General features: G+C 69.0%; 13 protein-coding genes. 3 read left to right on the top strand and 10 right to left on the bottom strand.

Translation table 11 applies throughout. The features are described 5' to 3' along the window. Positions 1-103: 103 nt before the first annotated feature. Complete coding sequence (locus ACIA12_RS03260) at positions 104-1,483, top strand: C39 family peptidase (RefSeq protein WP_396365166.1); 1,380 nt, start codon at positions 104-106, stop codon at positions 1,481-1,483. A 4-nt stretch (positions 1,484-1,487) separates the two neighbouring features. Then, the gene (locus ACIA12_RS03255; RefSeq protein WP_396365165.1) at positions 1,488-2,654 is read left to right on the top strand and encodes a hypothetical protein; all 1,167 of its coding nucleotides are present in this window, start codon (positions 1,488-1,490) and stop codon (positions 2,652-2,654) included. On the opposite strand, the gene ACIA12_RS03250 is transcribed toward ACIA12_RS03255, so the two are convergent. After that, positions 2,651-3,268 carry an HAD family hydrolase gene (locus tag ACIA12_RS03250; protein WP_396365164.1) on the bottom strand — a complete coding sequence of 206 codons (618 nt, stop codon included), beginning with the start codon at positions 3,266-3,268 and terminating at the stop codon, positions 2,651-2,653. The two genes, ACIA12_RS03255 and ACIA12_RS03250, sit on opposite strands and share 4 nt — an antisense overlap. A 46-nt stretch (positions 3,269-3,314) precedes the next feature. Continuing rightward, positions 3,315-4,517 (bottom strand): MDR family MFS transporter, encoded by a 1,203-nt coding sequence (locus ACIA12_RS03245; RefSeq protein ID WP_396365163.1) that lies wholly within the window; start codon positions 4,515-4,517, stop codon positions 3,315-3,317. 93 nt (positions 4,518-4,610) lie between these two features. Here ACIA12_RS03245 and ACIA12_RS03240 point away from each other — a divergent pair, with 93 nt between their 5' ends. Continuing rightward, positions 4,611-5,603, top strand: coding sequence for an ArsR/SmtB family transcription factor (locus ACIA12_RS03240; RefSeq protein WP_396365162.1), 993 nt, complete (start codon positions 4,611-4,613; stop codon positions 5,601-5,603). 229 nt (positions 5,604-5,832) lie between these two features. On the opposite strand, the gene ACIA12_RS03235 is transcribed toward ACIA12_RS03240, so the two are convergent. The 8 genes from ACIA12_RS03235 to ACIA12_RS03200 all read right to left on the bottom strand — a co-directional run bounded on the left by ACIA12_RS03235 (position 5,833) and on the right by ACIA12_RS03200 (position 16,227). Beyond that, positions 5,833-7,872 (bottom strand): primosomal protein N', encoded by a 2,040-nt coding sequence (locus ACIA12_RS03235; RefSeq protein ID WP_396365161.1) that lies wholly within the window; start codon positions 7,870-7,872, stop codon positions 5,833-5,835. 75 nt (positions 7,873-7,947) lie between these two features. Continuing rightward, entirely contained in the window at positions 7,948-9,141 is a 1,194-nt protein-coding gene (gene metK, locus ACIA12_RS03230) for a methionine adenosyltransferase (RefSeq protein WP_396365160.1), read from the bottom strand. A 208-nt stretch (positions 9,142-9,349) separates the two neighbouring features. Continuing rightward, positions 9,350-10,492 (bottom strand): winged helix DNA-binding domain-containing protein, encoded by a 1,143-nt coding sequence (locus ACIA12_RS03225; protein ID WP_396365159.1) that lies wholly within the window; start codon positions 10,490-10,492, stop codon positions 9,350-9,352. 48 nt (positions 10,493-10,540) lie between these two features. Then, complete coding sequence (gene coaBC / locus ACIA12_RS03220; RefSeq protein ID WP_396365158.1) at positions 10,541-11,785, bottom strand: bifunctional phosphopantothenoylcysteine decarboxylase/phosphopantothenate--cysteine ligase CoaBC; 1,245 nt, start codon at positions 11,783-11,785, stop codon at positions 10,541-10,543. Positions 11,786-11,798: 13 nt separating this feature from the next. Continuing rightward, complete coding sequence (rpoZ, locus tag ACIA12_RS03215) at positions 11,799-12,104, bottom strand: DNA-directed RNA polymerase subunit omega (RefSeq protein WP_164593232.1); 306 nt, start codon at positions 12,102-12,104, stop codon at positions 11,799-11,801. A gap of 4 nt (positions 12,105-12,108) precedes the next feature. Further along, a complete protein-coding gene (gmk, locus tag ACIA12_RS03210; RefSeq protein ID WP_396365157.1) occupies positions 12,109-12,765 on the bottom strand; it encodes a guanylate kinase in 657 nt (218 codons plus the stop codon). A gap of 5 nt (positions 12,766-12,770) precedes the next feature. Continuing rightward, positions 12,771-13,085, bottom strand: a complete 315-nt coding sequence (gene mihF, locus ACIA12_RS03205) for an integration host factor, actinobacterial type (protein WP_026163363.1) — start codon at positions 13,083-13,085, stop codon at positions 12,771-12,773. A gap of 145 nt (positions 13,086-13,230) precedes the next feature. After that, on the bottom strand, positions 13,231-16,227 hold the full coding sequence (locus ACIA12_RS03200; RefSeq protein ID WP_396365156.1) for a polysaccharide deacetylase family protein: 2,997 nt from the start codon (positions 16,225-16,227) through the stop codon (positions 13,231-13,233). Positions 16,228-16,393 lie beyond the last annotated feature (166 nt).

The following is a 16,393-nucleotide window of genomic DNA, read 5'->3' as shown; positions in this document are numbered from 1 at the left end:
CGCTGTCAGCGACCACCCCCCTCCACATTGTTGCCACAAGCACGTACTGTGGTCTCAGGCGTACCTACAGTCACTACCGTCACACGCCTCTCGGGAGACCACAATGCCCACAGCCACACGGGGGGCAGCCGCACTCATCCTGCTCGGCGCCCTGATCGCTCAAGCCCCACTGGCCGCCGCCTACACGCCGGGCGAGCCGGACAGGGGCGCTGCCGCACCGACCACCGGCCCCAGCACGGCACCGACCGCGGTCCCCACCCCGACCGCGACACCGACCCCGACCACGGAGCCGACCGGCACACCGACGATCGATCCTGAGCCTGACCCGACCGCCCCGACCGCTCCGGACGACCGGTGGCCGGCGGGTGATCCGGTCAGCGAGCCGCCCACGGCGAACTCGTGGACCGAGGTGGTGCAGCAGGTGATCCGGACAGCGCCGGAGTCATCGATGCTGCGGGCAACCGCTCTCGCGGACCGGACCAAGCAGGTGATGCGCTGCTTCAAGCTCGAGACCGAGAACTACTGCCTCGGACTCGGCTTCGTCGACCAACTGCCCAGCGGCGCGCAGCTCACCGCGATGACCGCCGCGCCCGAGCCGGCGATCGGCAGCCGGAGCGCGGACGGTGACGCCGAGCAGGGCATCGCGACCGGGGCGTTGTCGCCGGCCGAGTTCGTGACCGAGCGGTCCTCGTTGTCGGACAACGCCCGGCTGGACGCGGAGCTCGACGAGATGCAGGCGGCGTGGGAGGGACGCGAGAAGGCTCGCTCCTTGCGCGAACTCGAAGTACCGGCCGGTACTTCGGATGACAGCACGGCCCCCACTACTGCAGCGACCGTGCCGCCGACCCCGACGCCTACCCCGCCGGAGCAGTCGACGCCCGCCTCCCCCGGTCAGCCGAAGCCGAAGCCGCCGGTGTCCGCGCCGGTGAAGCTGCCGTCCTCGTCGTACATCATGAAGGGCTACGCGACCTCGCAGGACAAGGGCTACTGGTGTGGTCCGGCGACGTTCCAGTCGATCGACTGGGCCGACGACAACCAGAAGGACACCCAGGCCTCCTGGGCCAAGGACCTCGGCTCGTCCAGCTCGGGCACCGGGATCTCGTCGATGGTCAAGCAGACCAACCTGAAGACGAACTGGGACCTCGCGGCGGGCAGCTACATCGTCCAGAACGTCGGGCACTGGAACACGCAGAAGTTCTTCAGCGTGCACCAGAGCCATCTCGGCGACGCCAAGCCGGCCCCGGTGATCGAGCACGTGCAACTGCTGAAGCGGTACTTCCCGTACCTCGCGTTCAACCACAGTGGGCACTACCAGGTCGGCCGGGGTTATGACGCCAAGAAGGGCACGATCGCCATCTTCGAGGTGTTCAACGAGCGCCGCTTCAACAGCCGGGGCAACGCCACCGACGGGCCGAAGAACATCCCGGCGTCGGCGCTGTTCAACGCGACGCTGGCCAACACTTTCCAGAACATCGGCCTGTAGGCGTATGCGTCGTTCACTAGCTCCTGTCGCAGTCTTCGCCGGGCTGGCGCTGCTGGTCAGCGCCTGCTCGTCGGACAAACCGGAGAGCGCTCCCCCAGGCTCACCAACCACGGCCGGTACAACCCAGACTCCGGCGAGCCCGGACAGTACGCCGAGCTCGCCGAGCGTCCCGCCCACCCCGGCAGGTCCGCCCAAGCTGACCAAGATCCTCCAGCAACCGGTCGACGGTCAGCATGTCGTCACCCAGCAGCGGAAATACCTCGTCACCCGCGGCAGCGACGACGCGGGTATCACGACGGTGACGGACCGTTCCAGCAGGCGGATCGTCGTCAAGCACGTGCCGCCGGCCGGGTTCGTCGCGCAGTCGCCGGTAGTGATCGATGACCAGTGGGCCCTGATCGAGGACATCCGCGACGACGGACCGGATCCGGAGATCCGGGCGTACCGGTACGACCTGAGCACTGGGAAGTCCGTCGACCTGGCGTCGCAGAAAGCGCTCCCCCGGATCTCTGAGCCGGAGATCGGGGCGGCCGGTGGCACCTTCGCCTACAGCAGCACCGACGCTAAGCGCAGGTCGTGCCTGGTGATCGCGGAGCTGGCATCGCTGAAGGCGCGCACGGTCAGCTGCGTGGCCGATCCCGGGTATGTCGCGGATCCGGTCGTGTCGGCCGACTCGGTGACGTTCAGCGAGATCACCTCGCCGCAGACGACCCGCCGGTGCAAGCGGCTGCTGACCGCACCACTGGCCGGTGGCATGGCGAAGCCGGTCGCGGCAGCCAAGAACTGCATCCAGTGGAGCGGCGCTTCATTGCGTGGGGCAACCGTCTGGTCGGAGGTCGGCGCCTCGGATCCGGACCAGTACCAGAGCACCGGGTACATCCGGGAGACGGCCGGTGGATCGGCCCGGTCGATCGGGCCGATCGTCACCGACACCGTTGTTGCTTGCGGCAACTGGATTCACTGGGAGGTACGGACCGTCACCGAGGGTGTGGAGCGCTTCCAGCTGCAACGCTGGCAGCCAGGGCTGGCCCGCCCGCAACGGATCTATGCCACTCCCCCGGACGCCGCCGTCACTCCGCCCACCTGCCAGGACGGCAACCTGATCTTCGAGGTCGCCCATCTCGGTGCCGGCTCGAAGTACACCGAAGCCCTGCAGGTGACCACCGCTTAGACCGGGAGGCCGCGCTCTCTCAGCTGGGCGCGGAGGGTCGCGGCATCGGTGAAGGTCTCGGCGTCGAGGCCGACGGCGCGGGCGGCGACGACGTTGTAGTCCTTGTCGTCGGTGTAGAAGCTGCGGGCCGGGTCGAGGTCGTAGCGTTCGAGCAGGATGCGGTAGATCTTCTCGTCGGGCTTGACGGTCTGCTCGGTGCCCGAGACGACCTCACCGGTGAAGCCGGCCAGGATCGGGAACGCCTGCTTCGCGATCTCCCACTTCTCCGCCGAGAAGTTCGTCAGCGCGTACGTCGGGATGCCCTGCGCGCGCAGTTCGGTGAGCAGGCCGGCGGTGTCCTCGATCAGGCCGCTGACCATCTTGAGCCAGCCGGTGTCGTACGCCTCGATCCACTCGGCGTGCTCGGGGTGCAGCGAACTCAGCTCGGCGACCGCGTCGGCCCAGCTGCGGCCGGCGTCCATCTGCAGGTTCCACTCGGGGGTGGCGACCTCGGTCAGGAAGTGCTGACGCTGGACGGCGTCGGGAATCAGCTCGCGGTAGAGATAGTCGGGATTCCAGTCCAGCAGCACCCCACCGATATCGAACACCACATCGTCAACGCTCCGCTCGGTCATGCCGCAACCCTACGAAAACCCCCAACCGAACCCGTCGGCGACTCTGTCAGGCGCTGGGGACGAGGTCGGCCTGGTTTGCCGCCGCCCGGGCGTGGAGGGCCGGAGCCAGCGCTAGCTGACCGACGAAGAGGACGACGCCGAGTACTGCACAGGCGAGCCAGACGGTGACCCGGCCGGCGTGTTCGAGGGTGTTGGTGCCGAGTAGCGGTCCGATGACGCTGCCCAGGCCGAAGGACATGCTCCCGGCCAGGCCCAGGTAACCGCCGCGCAGGTCGACCGGGGCGAGATCGGCGAAGACCGCGCCGATCACCGCCGCGAACCCGATCTCTCCGATCGTCCACACGACCACCGACAGCCCGTACCCCCACCAGCTGTGCACGATCGCGCCGAGCCCGAAGCCCACCCCGACGATCAGCATCGAGCCGGCCAGCAGCTTCGGCCGATCGAGCGCCGCCAGCCGCCGGTTGACGAACGGTTGCACCAGCACGATCACGACGCCGTTCAACGCGATCACCAGGCCGTACGTCGACGAAGGCAGCCCGTCCCCGGCCATCGCCAGCGGCAACGTCGAGTACCCCTGGAAGTAGATCGTCGCGTAGCCGATCTGCAGCAGGATCATCAGCAGGAAGGTGCTGTCTCGCAATACGACCGGCAGCAACGGCCGGCGTGGGCCGCCGTCGAGGACCGGCCGGGTCTCCGGCACCATCCGCCAGATCACCAGCGCCGCGACTACCGACGTACCGGCGTTGATCCAGAACAGCCAGTTGTAGCCGATGCTCGCGAGCACGCCGGCGCTGACCGTCGAGACTGAGAAGCCGAGGTTGATCGCCCAGAACAGCAGCCCGTACGCCCGTACGCGCTCTCTCGGCTGGAGCAGGTCGGCGACGGTCGCCTGGACCGCGGGCCGGAACAGGTCGCCCATCAGGCCGACCACGAAGGCGGCCGCCCAGATCGTCACCATCGAGCGGGCCGAGCCGAGCAGGATCAGCGCGGCCGCGGTACCGAAGAAGCCGATCAGCATCGTCCGGCGGCGGCCGAACCGGTCGGACAGCCAGCCGCCGACGAGCTGCGAGACGACGGATCCGGCACCGACCGCGGCGGCCACGGCACCTGCCGTACCGGCCGAGAGGTGACGGTCCTGGGTCAGGTACAGAACCAGGAAGGGCTGGACGAAACTGCCGAGCCGGTTGATCAGCTGGCAGACCCACAGAGCCCAGAAAGCGCGTGGCAGGCGCGGAGCGTCGTTCATGCTTCCAGTCTCGGCGGGCCCCGGCAGCGTGTCGAACACTTAGGCTGAGGCCTAATCGTTCTTTCGGCCGGCGAGGCCGATTAGAGTACGGGAGTGATCACTCTCAGGCTCAGCACCGACGACGTGAGCCGGATCAGGTTCGCGTTCTCGCCGGTCTGGGAGACGGTGACGAGTATCCGGGCGTTGAGCAACAGTACGGCGAGCAGCGTGCACGGGCCGTGGCTGCGCAAGGTCCGGCCGTTGCTGGCCGGCTACGACCTGTCGTTGCTCAAGGCCCTCATTCCGCCGGTCGGCTACATCCCCGACTTCATCACGCCGGCGCCACCGCGTCGCTCGACCAGCTTCGAGTCAGGCCTCGCGGCGGTGGCCGCCACTCCCCTGCCGCTCGTCGTCGCCGAGTTGAAGAAGCTGCACAAGGACACCCCGCATCCGATGCTGCCGGAGCTGATCGCCGAACCGGCCGAGGCGCTGGACCGGATCACGTCGGCACTCGAGGAGTACTGGCATCTCGCGATCGAGCCGGACTGGCGGCGGATGCGGGCGCTGGTGCAGGACGATCTCGCGTTCCGGCTGGAGGAGCTGGCCGGCGGTGGCATGGAGCGGGTGTTCCGCAATCTGCATCCCTCGGTCAACTTCCGCGGCGACCGGATCGAGATCGACCGCCCGTACTGCTGCGACGGTGAGCCACTGCCTGGCCAGGGCCTGCTGCTCGTGCCCTGCGTCTTCACCTGGCCGGCCGCCCTTCCGGTGACGGCGGCGCCGCACGTACCGACCATCACCTACCCACCCCGTGGCCTCGGCCGGCTCTGGGAAAGCCAGAAGGAGGTCAGCGAGTCGCCGCTGGGCGATCTGGTCGGCAAAACCAGAGCTGCCATCGTCGGCCACCTGGACCTGCCGATGTCGACGACTCACCTCGCCCACCAGCTAGGCGTCTCCGCCCCCACCCTCAGCGTGCACCTCAGCATCCTGCGCGCCTCCGGCGTAGTCGACTCCCGCCGCGACGGCCGCGCAGTCCTCTACTACCGCACCTCCCTCGGCGACCACCTCCTAACGGCCTCCCGCCCAGCCGCCCTAGCCTCCGCCTAGCACCGCACACACCCCATGACATTCCCCCTCCTCCCGGGTTTCGCCCCCGGTCACGGGGTTCGCCCACTGGTCTGGCGGTGGGCTGACCCTCAGACGGGAGGTGGGCTTCGCCTTGGGGGGTTCGCCCCCGGTCAGGGGGTTCGCCCGCCGTCACGGGGTTCGCCCACTGGTCTGGCGGTGGGGTAACCCTCAGACGGGAGGTGGGCTTCGCCTTGGGGGGTTCGCCCGGTTAGCCGAAGGAGGCGGGGTCTATCTGGACGCGGACGGATCCCAGCAGCTTCTTGGTGCTCCGAGCCGCCTGGCCCTCCTTGAGCGCCCGCGCGAGGCTCGGGCCAGACGCACGCGGAGTACGGACGACGGCGCGAGACGTCTCGTCGTCGAGTGCGACCGGACCCAGAACCTCCAAGCCCGCTTGGGGATCCACCAACTGCTGGACCCGTGCGACGAGGTCGGCGACGGCGTCGGTCGGCCCGGTCAGCTCGGCCAGCTTGGCGGCGGGCGCCAGGCGCGCGGTACGGCGGTCCTCCAGCTCGCGCGACGCGAAACCCTCCGGGCTCCAGCGGACAACTGCTTGCAACGGCAACGCCGACGGTTCACCCACCAGGATCACCGCGCCGCCGTCGCGCGCCGGGCGGACCAGCGCGGCTGCGTTGAACCAGCGGCGTACTGCCTCTTCAGGCGCTCGCAGGTCGGGACGCGCCAGCAACAGCCAGGTGTCGAGCAGCAGCGCAGCGCTGTAGCCGCCGGCGGCGACTGGCTCGGCACCTGGCGTGGTGACGATCAGGGCGGGCTCGTCCGAGACCATGTCGAGCATGTTGTCGCCACCCGAGGTACGGACGAGCACTCCCGGGAAGGCCCGGCCCAACTCCTCCGCAGTACGGCGGGCACCGACGACTGCGGCGCGCATGCGGGTGTCGCCGCACTCGGGGCAGCGGTGATCCGCGGCCGGGCGGCCGCAGACGCTGCAGCTTGGGGGCCCCGATCCACCGGTACGCCGCAGCGAGCCGCCGCAGGTGGAGCAGCGCGACGGCGCCCGGCACGTCTGGCAGACCAGGCTCGGCAGGTACCCGGCTCGCGGCACTTGGACGAGTACAGGTCCCGTCTTCAGCCCTTCACGGGCGATCTCGAAGGCCCGGTGCGGGAGGCGTGCTGCCCGAGCCGCCGGGTCCCGCTTGAGGTCATGGTCGGACTCGCCCGAGATGTGGATGGACGGCGAGGCGGCCCGGACGACCTTACGGTCCGCGATCAGCTCGACGGCCCAGCCGGACTCGATCAGCGCGGCGGCCTCTGCGGATCGCGCGAACCCACCCAGAAGCACTGCACTCTTCTGCCGGTACGCGCGCAGGAGCAACACCTCGCGTGCGTGTGGGTAGGGCGCGCGCGGCTCGGCGTACGAGTCGTCGCCGTCATCCCACAGCGCAACGAGTCCCAGGTCGGCGACGGGCGCGAAGGCTGCGGCGCGGGTGCCGATGACCACGCGGGTGCTGCCACGCAGTGCGCTGAGGAACGCCCGGTACCGCGCTGTCGGACCCAGGTCGGCGGAGAGCGGGACGAATCCGTCAGGGCCGAGCACCGCAGTACAGGCGGCTGCCAGTCGGTCGAGGTCGCGGGCATCAGGTGCGAGCAGGAGCGCGCCACGGCCGGACGAAGCACAGACAGCTGCCGCCTGCGCAAAGGCTGTCGCCCAGTCAGCTCCCGGTACAGCGGTCCAGATCGCGCGCGGACCCTCGGAACGGGTCAATGCGTCGAGGAAGCCACCAGCCAGCGGGTACGGCGCCCACTCCGAGCGTGAGTCGGACGTGACCGGGCGGACGGGTTGGGTGCACTTCAGCTCCTCGGCCTCGACCTTCGCATGGCGAGGCGGCACCGCTAGGCGGGTCACGTCCGCCAGCACCCCGGCGTACCGGTCGGCCACCGCGCGACACAGGTCGGCGACCTCGGGGGTGAGCACCTGCTCGGGCGAGACGACCTTGCGGATCCTCGCCAGCTTGCCCTCGTGCTCGGACGACTCGAGCCGCTCCAGCACGAACCCGTCCAGGTCCTTGCCGGCGAACCGCACCTTCACCCGCGCGCCCGGCTGGGCCGCGTCGGCGAGGTCGTCCGGGACCAGGTAGTCGAACGGCCGGTCCAGGTGCGGCAACGGCATGTCGACCGCGAGCCGGGCAACCGGCAACGACGCGGTGATCCCGGCCGGCTCCTTGGTCCGCGATCGCCGAACGGTCTCACGAAGCAGCGTCAACTGCTCAGGAGACTCCCCGTTCGATGCCACCCAGGAACTCTAGTCCGGCACCACGACAAACCGCCCGCGACTATCCACAGGGGGTCACGGGCGGTTCGGGGAGTGCTACTTGTTGACGGCTGCCTTGAGGGCTTCGACGCGGTCGGTGCGCTCCCAGGTGAAGTCTTCGCCGGTACGTCCGAAGTGGCCGTTGCGGGCGGTCTGGGCGTAGATCGGGCGGAGCAGGTCGAGGTCGCGGATGATCGCGGCCGGGCGCAGGTCGAAGACCTCGAGCACGGCGTCGCTGATCTTGTCGACCGGCACGGTCTCTGTGCCGAAGGTGTCGACGTAGAAGCCGACCGGCGCCGCCTTGCCGATCGCGTAGGCGACCTGGCACTCGGCCCGCTTGGCCAGGCCGGCGGCGACGATGTTCTTCGCCACCCAGCGCATCGCGTACGCCGCCGAGCGGTCGACCTTCGACGGGTCCTTGCCGGAGAACGCCCCGCCACCGTGCCGGGCCATCCCGCCGTAGGTGTCGATGATGATCTTGCGGCCGGTCAGCCCGGCGTCGCCCATCGGGCCGCCGATCTCGAACCGGCCGGTCGGGTTGACCAGCAGCCGGTAGTCGGTCGAGTCGATGTCGAACTGCTCGAGCACCGGGTCGACGACATGCTTCTTCACGTCCGGCGACAGCATCGAGTCGAGGCTGATGTCGGCCGCGTGCTGGCTGGACACCACCACGGTGTGCACCCGGACCGCCTTGTCGCCGTCGTACTCGATCGTCACCTGGGTCTTGCCGTCCGGCCGCAGGTACGCCATCGTGCCGTCCTTGCGGACCTCGGACAGCCGCGCGGACAGCCGGTGCGCGATGGTGATCGGGAGCGGCATCAGCTCGGGCGTCTCGTCCGACGCGTAGCCGAACATCAGTCCCTGGTCGCCGGCGCCCTGCAGGTCGAGCGCGTCCTCGGACAGGTCCGAGCGCGTCTCGTACGCCGTGTCGACGCCCTGGGCGATGTCGGGCGACTGGCTGCCGATGGCGACCGTGACGCCGCAGGACGCGCCGTCGAAGCCCTTCAGCGACGAGTCGTAGCCGATCTCGAGGATCCGGTCCCGGACGATGCCGGGGATGTCCACATAGGCCGTCGTGGTGACCTCACCGGCCACCACCACCAGCCCGGTGGTCACCAGCGTCTCCACCGCGACGCGGCTCTTCGGGTCCTCGGCCAGCAGTGCGTCGAGAATCGAGTCACTGATCTGGTCAGCGATCTTGTCCGGGTGACCTTCAGTCACCGACTCGGACGTGAAAAGGCGCCGTGCCACGGATTCTCCCTGGATTCCTCGTCTGCCACCCGGCAGGAGAGATCATCCCCCGCCCGCACACCACCTCACGCGGTGTTCTTTGGAAGTATGCCAGCAGTTCCCGTTCGAGCCCCGGAAGACTCCTCGAATCGCCCGAGTATTGAGACTGGCTATCACATTCTGGACATTCACGCTCAGATCGGCTGGGTAATTCGCGCCACACCGTCACTCAGGCATGCGCGCCCACCGTCACCTCGCCGATCGTCAGCACCGGCTGGGCGCCGACGACGGCGCCGAGCCGGTCGGCCTCATCGTCGAGCCCGCGGAGCTGCGCCGGCTTGAGCGAACGGAGCGGCTCGACCGTGAGCTGGAGTTTGCGGCCGTTCCGGCGTTGGTGCCAGACACCGGCGACGATGCCGTCGACGAGCAGCAGCGGATAGTTCCCGGCCTGACCTCGGGCGAGAGCGCGATCCCAGGCCTTGCCGGGGAAAAGCAGTTCGCGCGGGTGGCTGCCCACGCCGTAGGCGTCGAAGTACGGGAGCAAGCGGACGCCACGGGCAGGACCAGCGCTGAAGTCGGTGTCGCCACGGACGAGCCAAGCCGGCTGACCGTCGAGCACGACCTCCTCCAACTCGTCAGCTCGCTCGGTGAACACCTTGGCAGCGGCCACCGGCGAGATGCTGAGCCAACGAGCGAAGTGTTGCGGCGTCGCGGGCCCGTAGGACCAGAGGAACCGCCGCACCAGCTCGGTGAGCGCTCTCTCAGCATCTACTGGCTGGAATGGAGCGAACCGATGCGGGTTGGTGTAGGTCGTGTTGCGCCCGCGATTGGGCCCGTAGCAAAGCACCCCGGCGTTGGCCGCCTCAGGGATCGCCTGCCGCCACCGCGGCCAGAACGTCTGGAAGGCGGGCATCACCAGATCCCCCGCCCACGAACCGGTCCGCGCGATCACCTCGTTGCTGAGCTCGTCCACGGTCAGCTCGTCATCGGCCAGCGCGTCTCCGATCGCCGCGATCACCTGCTGGGTCTGCTCCGGCGTCATCCGCATCGCCGGCGGCGCCGTCGACTTCGGCGGCTGCAGGGCGGCAAGAGCACTCACCCAGCTAGCCAGCTCATCGGTCGGCAGCAGATGAACAGTCCCCCGCGGCCCGAACGTCTTCACCAGGCTCCGGTCCTCCCACAACGCCCGCTGAACGTCCTCCCGCGTCGCCCCCTCCAGGCGCAGGGCGACAGAGATCTCAGCCGCCGACAACACCTGAGCATGGGCCCCAGCCATCGCCCGTACTACGTCCGCCGGGCTGCCCGTCGCGGGCACGCTCAGGTGATGTCTCACCATCCGGCGTGCAACGACCGCCTGCCAACTCAGCTCCATACGAGCAGGCTAGGGCGAGAAGCGGTCAGCTTCTGTCCTAAGCCGGGCTCAGTGCCAGTGGGTGGCGACGAGGTTCCAGATGACGCCGGCCAGGGCGTCCTTGCTGCCGGACGGGACCGGGAGGGCGGCGCCGTCGCGGTCGAGGATGACCGCCTCGTTCACGTCGCTGCCGAACACCTTGCCGCCGGAGACGTCGTTGACGACGAGCAGGTCGCAGCCCTTGCGCTCCAGCTTGGCCCGGCCGAGCTCCAGGACGCTGTGCTCGGCGTCACCGGTCTCGGCGGCGAACCCGACGATCACCTGGTCGTCGCGGCGGCGGTCGTGCGAGATGGTGGCCAAGATGTCCGGGTTCTCGATCAGGCTGACGGCCGGGACCGAGCCGTCACCGGTCTTCTTGATCTTGTGCTCGGCGACGTCGGCCGGGCGGAAGTCGGCCGGCGCGGCGGCCATCACGATCGCGTCGGCATCGCCGGCCCGCCCGGTGATCTCGTCGTACAGATCCCGGGTGCTGGTGACCTGGACGACCTCGACGCCGGCCGGATCGGCCAGCTCGGAGTTGGCGGCGACCAGAGTGACCTTCGCACCCCGGGCGGCCGCGATCCGGGCGAGCGCGTAGCCCTGCTTGCCGGACGAGGAGTTGCCCAGGTAGCGAACCGGGTCGAGGTGCTCGCGGGTGCCTCCCGCGCTGACCAGGACCTGCTTGCCGGTCAGATCGGCCACCGACTGGCCGGCGGCGCGCGCGGCCTCGTCAGCCAGCATCAACTGGCTGATGGCGAAGATCTCCGACGGCTCGGGCAACCGGCCACGGCCGGTATCGGCGCCGGTCAACCGGCCCACGGCCGGGTCCAGCACGGTGATACCGCGCGAACGCAGGGTAGCGACGTTGGCCTGGGTGGCCGGGTGCTCCCACATCTCGGTGTGCATCGCGGCCGCGAACAGGATCGGGCAGCGCGCCGTCAGGAGCGTGTTGGTGAGCAGGTCGTCGGCCAGCCCGTGGGCGGCCTTCGCGATCAGGTTCGCGGTCGCGGGCGCGACGACAACGAGGTCCGCGCCCTTGCCGATCCGGACGTGCGGGACCTCGTGAACGTCATCGAACGGGTCGGCCGTCACCGGCTGACCCGACAGCGCCGCCCAGGTGGCGGCGCCGACGAACTCCAGGGCGGCCGCGGTCGGCACCACCCGGACACTGTGCCCGGACTCGGTCAACCGGCGGAGCAGATCGCAGACCTTGTACGCCGCGATCCCGCCACCGACGCCGAGTACCACCGACGGCCGCTGCCCTGTGGTCGTCATCTAGACGTTGTGATTAAGACTTCTCCGCGGCGGCAGCAGCGGCTTCCGCCTCGGCCTCGGGGTCGATGTCCGTGCAGGTCAGCACGCCGTCGTTGATCTCGCGCATGGCGATCGAGAGCGGCTTCTCCTGGACGTGGGTCTCGACCAGCGGTCCGACGTACTCCAGCAGGCCTTCGCCGAGCTGGGAGTAGTAGGCGTTGATCTGCCGCGCCCGCTTGGCCGAGTACAGCACCAGCTTGTACTTCGAGTCGGTGTGGGTGAGCAGGTCGTCGATCGGCGGGGAGGTGATGCCGATGGCGACGGGCTGGTTGCCAGACAAAATGTCAGCTCTTTCCAGAGATGTTGGGTGATCGAATCAACTTTACCAACTGATCGGCCGCTTCCCGAACCGACGCGTTCACGATCGTCACGTCGAACTCCTTCTCGGAGGCCAGTTCGAGGGTCGCGGTCTCCAGCCGGCGCTCCCGCTCCTCGGCCGTCTCGGTGCCCCGGCCGACCAGCCGGCGGACCAGCTCGTCCCAGCTGGGCGGGGCCAGGAAGACGAAATGCGCCTCCGGCATCGTCTCGCGGACCTGCCGGGCGCCCTGCAGATCGATCTCCAGCAGCGCCGGGCGGCCCTCGGCCAGCTTGTCCAGCACCGGCTGCCGGGGCGTCCCGTAGCGGGCCGCCTTGTGCACCACGGCCCACTCGAGCAGCTCGTCGTCGGCGATCATCCGGTCGAACTCCTGGTCGGAGACGAACAGGTAGTGCACACCGTGCACCTCGCCCGGCCGGGCCTTGCGGGTGGTCGCCGAGACCGAGATCCAGATCTCCGGGAAGCGCTCCCGGATGTCGGCCGCGACCGTGCCCTTGCCGACTGCCGTCGGCCCGGCCAGCACGGTCAGCCTGGCCCCGCCGGCGCCGCCCTGGCCGCCGTCGGTGGAACCGTTCCCCGTGTCCACGCCAGTCTCCAGCTCACTCGACAACTCAGTCTGCATCATCTGTGTCACTCGGCGAACTCGCGCATCAGCGCGGCGATCTGGTTCGTGCCCAGACCGCGCACCCGGCGGGTCTCGGAGATGCCGGCCCGCTCCATGATCTGCTGGGCCCGCACCTTGCCGACGCCGGGGACGCACTGCAGCAGCGCGCTGACCCGCATCTTGCCGATCACGTCGTTGGTCTGCCCCTCGTGCAGCACCTCCGTAGGAGACGCCCCCGAGTGCCTGATCCGGTTCTTGATCTCCGCACGTTCACGCCGTGCGGCCGCAGCCTTGTCCAGAGCAGCCGCGCGCTGTTCTGGGGTCAAAGATGGAAGTGGCACCGTCTCACCTGTCCCGTTGTGTGTCTTCGCAGGTGAACCTAGCCAAACACTCCCTCCGACAGCAAACAACACACCAAGCGGCGACGACGGTGTTCGAACGTGAGTCCGAACACCGTCGTCGCCGAACCGGGATGGAGCTGTCGCCCTACGTGATCGTCAGGCAGCCGACGCAGGTCGAGGTGCCGCCGTCGGAATTCGTCACGGTGATGTTGCGGACGCCGGCGGAGCCGGTGATCGACGACGTGGTGATGTTGATCAGGTTCGCCGAGCGGCTGATCAGCAGCACGTTGATCCCCGAGCCGCCGGAGAACGTCACCTGACTGGTCGAGGTGAACCCGCTACCGGTGATCGCGAACGACTTGAGCAGTCCCCTGGACACCGTGGCCGGCGAGGCGCCGGTCACCTTCGGGGCCAGGTTCACGGTCACGCAGTTGACGCAGGTCGCGGCGAAGGTGTCGGGCCGGCTGACCACGACGTTGCTCTTGGCCACGGCCGCTGCCGTGTCGGTGATGATCACCGCGTTGATCCGGGTGGCGCTGACGAAGGCGTAGGACGTCATCGTCACCCCCGCCCCGGTGAAGGACGGCACCGACGCCGCCGTGAAGCCGGTGCCGTTGATGGCGACGGCCCGCGCGGTCAGCCCCTGCGCGAACGCTGACGGTGAGATCGACGTGACCGTCATCGCGCTGCGCAGCTGGACCACGACGTTCGGACTGACGCCGACGTTGCCCGCCGCGTCGGTACTGGACGCGCTCAGCGTGTACGTCCCGGCCGGGAGGTCCGCGACGGCCGCCGACCAGGCGCCCGCGGTCGCGGTACTGGGCAAGGTCTTGACCAGCGCGCCGGTGGTGTTGCTGCCCGCGTAGATCTTCAGCGACACCGTGGCGCTGTCACCGGGCAGTGTCCCGGTCGTACCGGACGCCGTGAACGACGTGGCGGTGATGACCGCGTTGGTGAGCGGGCTGGTGATCCTTACGACCGGCTTGGTCGTGTCGACCGTGAAGGTCGACGTACTGGTACCGACGTTGCCGGCCGCATCGACCTGGGTGGCCTGCACGGTGAACGTGCCCTGCGGCAGCGATGCAGGGGTCACACCCCACGCCCCGGCGGTGATCGGTGTCGTCACCGTCTGGCGAGGAGTCCCGGTCGCTGTGGCGCCGTTGTAGACCCGCACGGTCGCGGAGGCGACGTCACCCGTCGCGGTCCCGCCGGTGCCGCTGATCCTCGGCGCCGTGACGTTGACGCTCGAGTTGTTCACCGGCGCGGTGATCACGATCGCCGGTGGCGTCGTGTCGGCTGTGCTGGAGACCACGAACGTCCGCGGCGCGCTGAAGCCCGTCAGGCCGTTGCCGCTCTGGTTGGCCTGGACGGTGTAGGTGCCGTCCGCAAGCGGTCCGGGCAGCGTGGTGGTCCAGGCACCGGCCACGTTGGTCGCGTCGGCCGTCAGTACCGGAGTACCGGTGCTGTAGGGACCGGAGTAGAGCGAGACGGTGACGTTGCCGCCGGTCGCCTGTCCGGTGCCGCTCACTGTCGGGCCGGTACCGACCGTCTGATTGGCCGTCGGCGCGGTGACGACCGGGTTCGGGATCGTCTGGCCGCCGCTCATCACCTCGGTGACGGTCTTGACCGAGATGCCCCGGCTCGCGTTGGCCGTCAGCCAGTCCATGTACTGGCTCAGGGTTGTGTCGGAGACCGGCCGATAGCCGGCCATGCAGGTGTTGAAGTTCGCATCGGCCGCGTAGCAGATCTCGTGGAACAGCAGTGGTACCCAGCCACCGGCCCGGTCCGCCGGACCGTTGGTGGCATCCTGCAGGTACTGCAGCGTGATCGCGCCGTCGTACGTCGTACCGAGCGCCTTGAAGCTCCACGGCTCGGATGGCGGGATCGACTCGCTGAACTGCGGGCCACCCACCAGGAGGCTGCCGCCGGTGCGACCGGACTGGTAACCACAGCCCTTGATGATGCTGACCGCTTGCGCGTTGAACGCCGCGAACGGATAGGCGAAGGCAGCCGGCGAGAAGCCCTGGGCCTGCAGCCGGGCCCGATCGTCGCAGGCCTGGTGCCAGCGGTAGTCGAAGCTGGTGTCGGCCGCAGTGAGGTCCACGTGGTCCTGGGTATGACCGCCGATGTCGTGGCCGTCGGCCTGCAGCGCGTGGATCTGCGTCCACGTCATCGCACCCGGCTCGGCCGCGTCCACGGCGCCGCTGTTGATGTAGAAGGTGCCCTTCATCCCGTGCGACGCGAACATCGACCGCAGTCCGTACTGGCTGCGGTCACCGTCGTCAAAGGTGAAGGAGATCGTCGTCGGTCGCGGCGGCAACGGCGGCTGCGCGGCGGCACCCATCACGTCGCGGACCCGCTTGATCGACGTACCGGCCGGCGCGTCGGTGCTCTGCAGCCAGTCGATGAACGACGACAGCACGTCCTTGTCGAGCGACTGGTAGCCGCCCATGCAACTGGAGTAGTCCGAGGCGGTCGAGTCGCAGACGTTGTTGAAGGCGATCGGGAGCCACCCGCCACCGTTGCTGGCAGCAACGTTCACCGCGTTCTGCAGGTCGGCGAGCTGGAGCTGGCCACCACCGAAGTTCGCGGTGCTGAGCCGGAAGGCGTCGGCCGGCGGAAGCTGCTCGGCGTACGGTCCGTTCACGTCCAGGCCGCCGACGGTCCGGCCGGACAGGTAGCCACAGCCCTGGACGATGCTCTCCGCGTTCGCGTTCACCGCGGCGAACGGATAGCTGAAGCTCTGCGGGTCGTAGCCCAAGGTGGCGAGTCGTTGCCTGTCGCCACAGACCTGGTCCACCTTGTACTGCTGGGTGGTGCCCGGATCGGTGAGGTCGACGTGATCCGTCGTCACACCACCGATCTCGTCGCCGTCGCGGTAGAGCGCGTCGGCGTGCCAGGTCGCCATGTAGCCCGGCGCGTTCGCCTCGACCACCCGGCTGGACAGATAGAACGTTCCCTGAACGTTGTGGGCGAGCAGGACCGGCCGCGCGTGCTGGTACTGCGACATGAGCCCGTCGTTGAACGTCAGGGAAACAACAGTTTCACCCGCGGCCTGCGCCTGCGATGCGAACGTGAACAGGCCGCCGGACACCACGACCGCTAACGCGGCAGTGATCCGGACGGCGCGTGACTTGACCAAGCCTGATACTGACACCGAGGCCCCCCTGGCATCTGATGCGAATGCAACCCTAGGACGGCCGCTCGATATGCGGACATCCCCCCGTGGATGAGGCTAGCACCGGAAGACCGTTTCGGATACGAGCCGACGACCCGCGTCCGGCCGACTCCGGACCGTGTGCGGCCGG

Origin of the sequence: Kribbella sp. NPDC051620 (assembly GCF_044453825.1) — a bacterium.
In the GTDB taxonomy this organism is placed as follows: domain Bacteria; phylum Actinomycetota; class Actinomycetes; order Propionibacteriales; family Kribbellaceae; genus Kribbella.
This window is presented reverse-complemented; position numbering and strand designations above follow the sequence as displayed.

What these genes read in the sequence shown, in the direction of transcription:
- ACIA12_RS03245 (WP_396365163.1), bottom strand. Translation starts at nt 4,517, where the DNA reads ATGAACGACGCTCCGCGCCTGCCACGCGCTTTCTGGGCTCTGTGGGTC.
- coaBC (WP_396365158.1), bottom strand. Translation starts at nt 11,785, where the DNA reads ATGACGACCACAGGGCAGCGGCCGTCGGTGGTACTCGGCGTCGGTGGC.
- ACIA12_RS03250 (WP_396365164.1), bottom strand. Translation starts at nt 3,268, where the DNA reads ATGACCGAGCGGAGCGTTGACGATGTGGTGTTCGATATCGGTGGGGTG.
- ACIA12_RS03225 (WP_396365159.1), bottom strand. Translation starts at nt 10,492, where the DNA reads ATGGAGCTGAGTTGGCAGGCGGTCGTTGCACGCCGGATGGTGAGACAT.
- ACIA12_RS03260 (WP_396365166.1), top strand. Translation starts at nt 104, where the DNA reads ATGCCCACAGCCACACGGGGGGCAGCCGCACTCATCCTGCTCGGCGCC.
- ACIA12_RS03255 (WP_396365165.1), top strand. Translation starts at nt 1,488, where the DNA reads ATGCGTCGTTCACTAGCTCCTGTCGCAGTCTTCGCCGGGCTGGCGCTG.
- gmk (WP_396365157.1), bottom strand. Translation starts at nt 12,765, where the DNA reads ATGATGCAGACTGAGTTGTCGAGTGAGCTGGAGACTGGCGTGGACACG.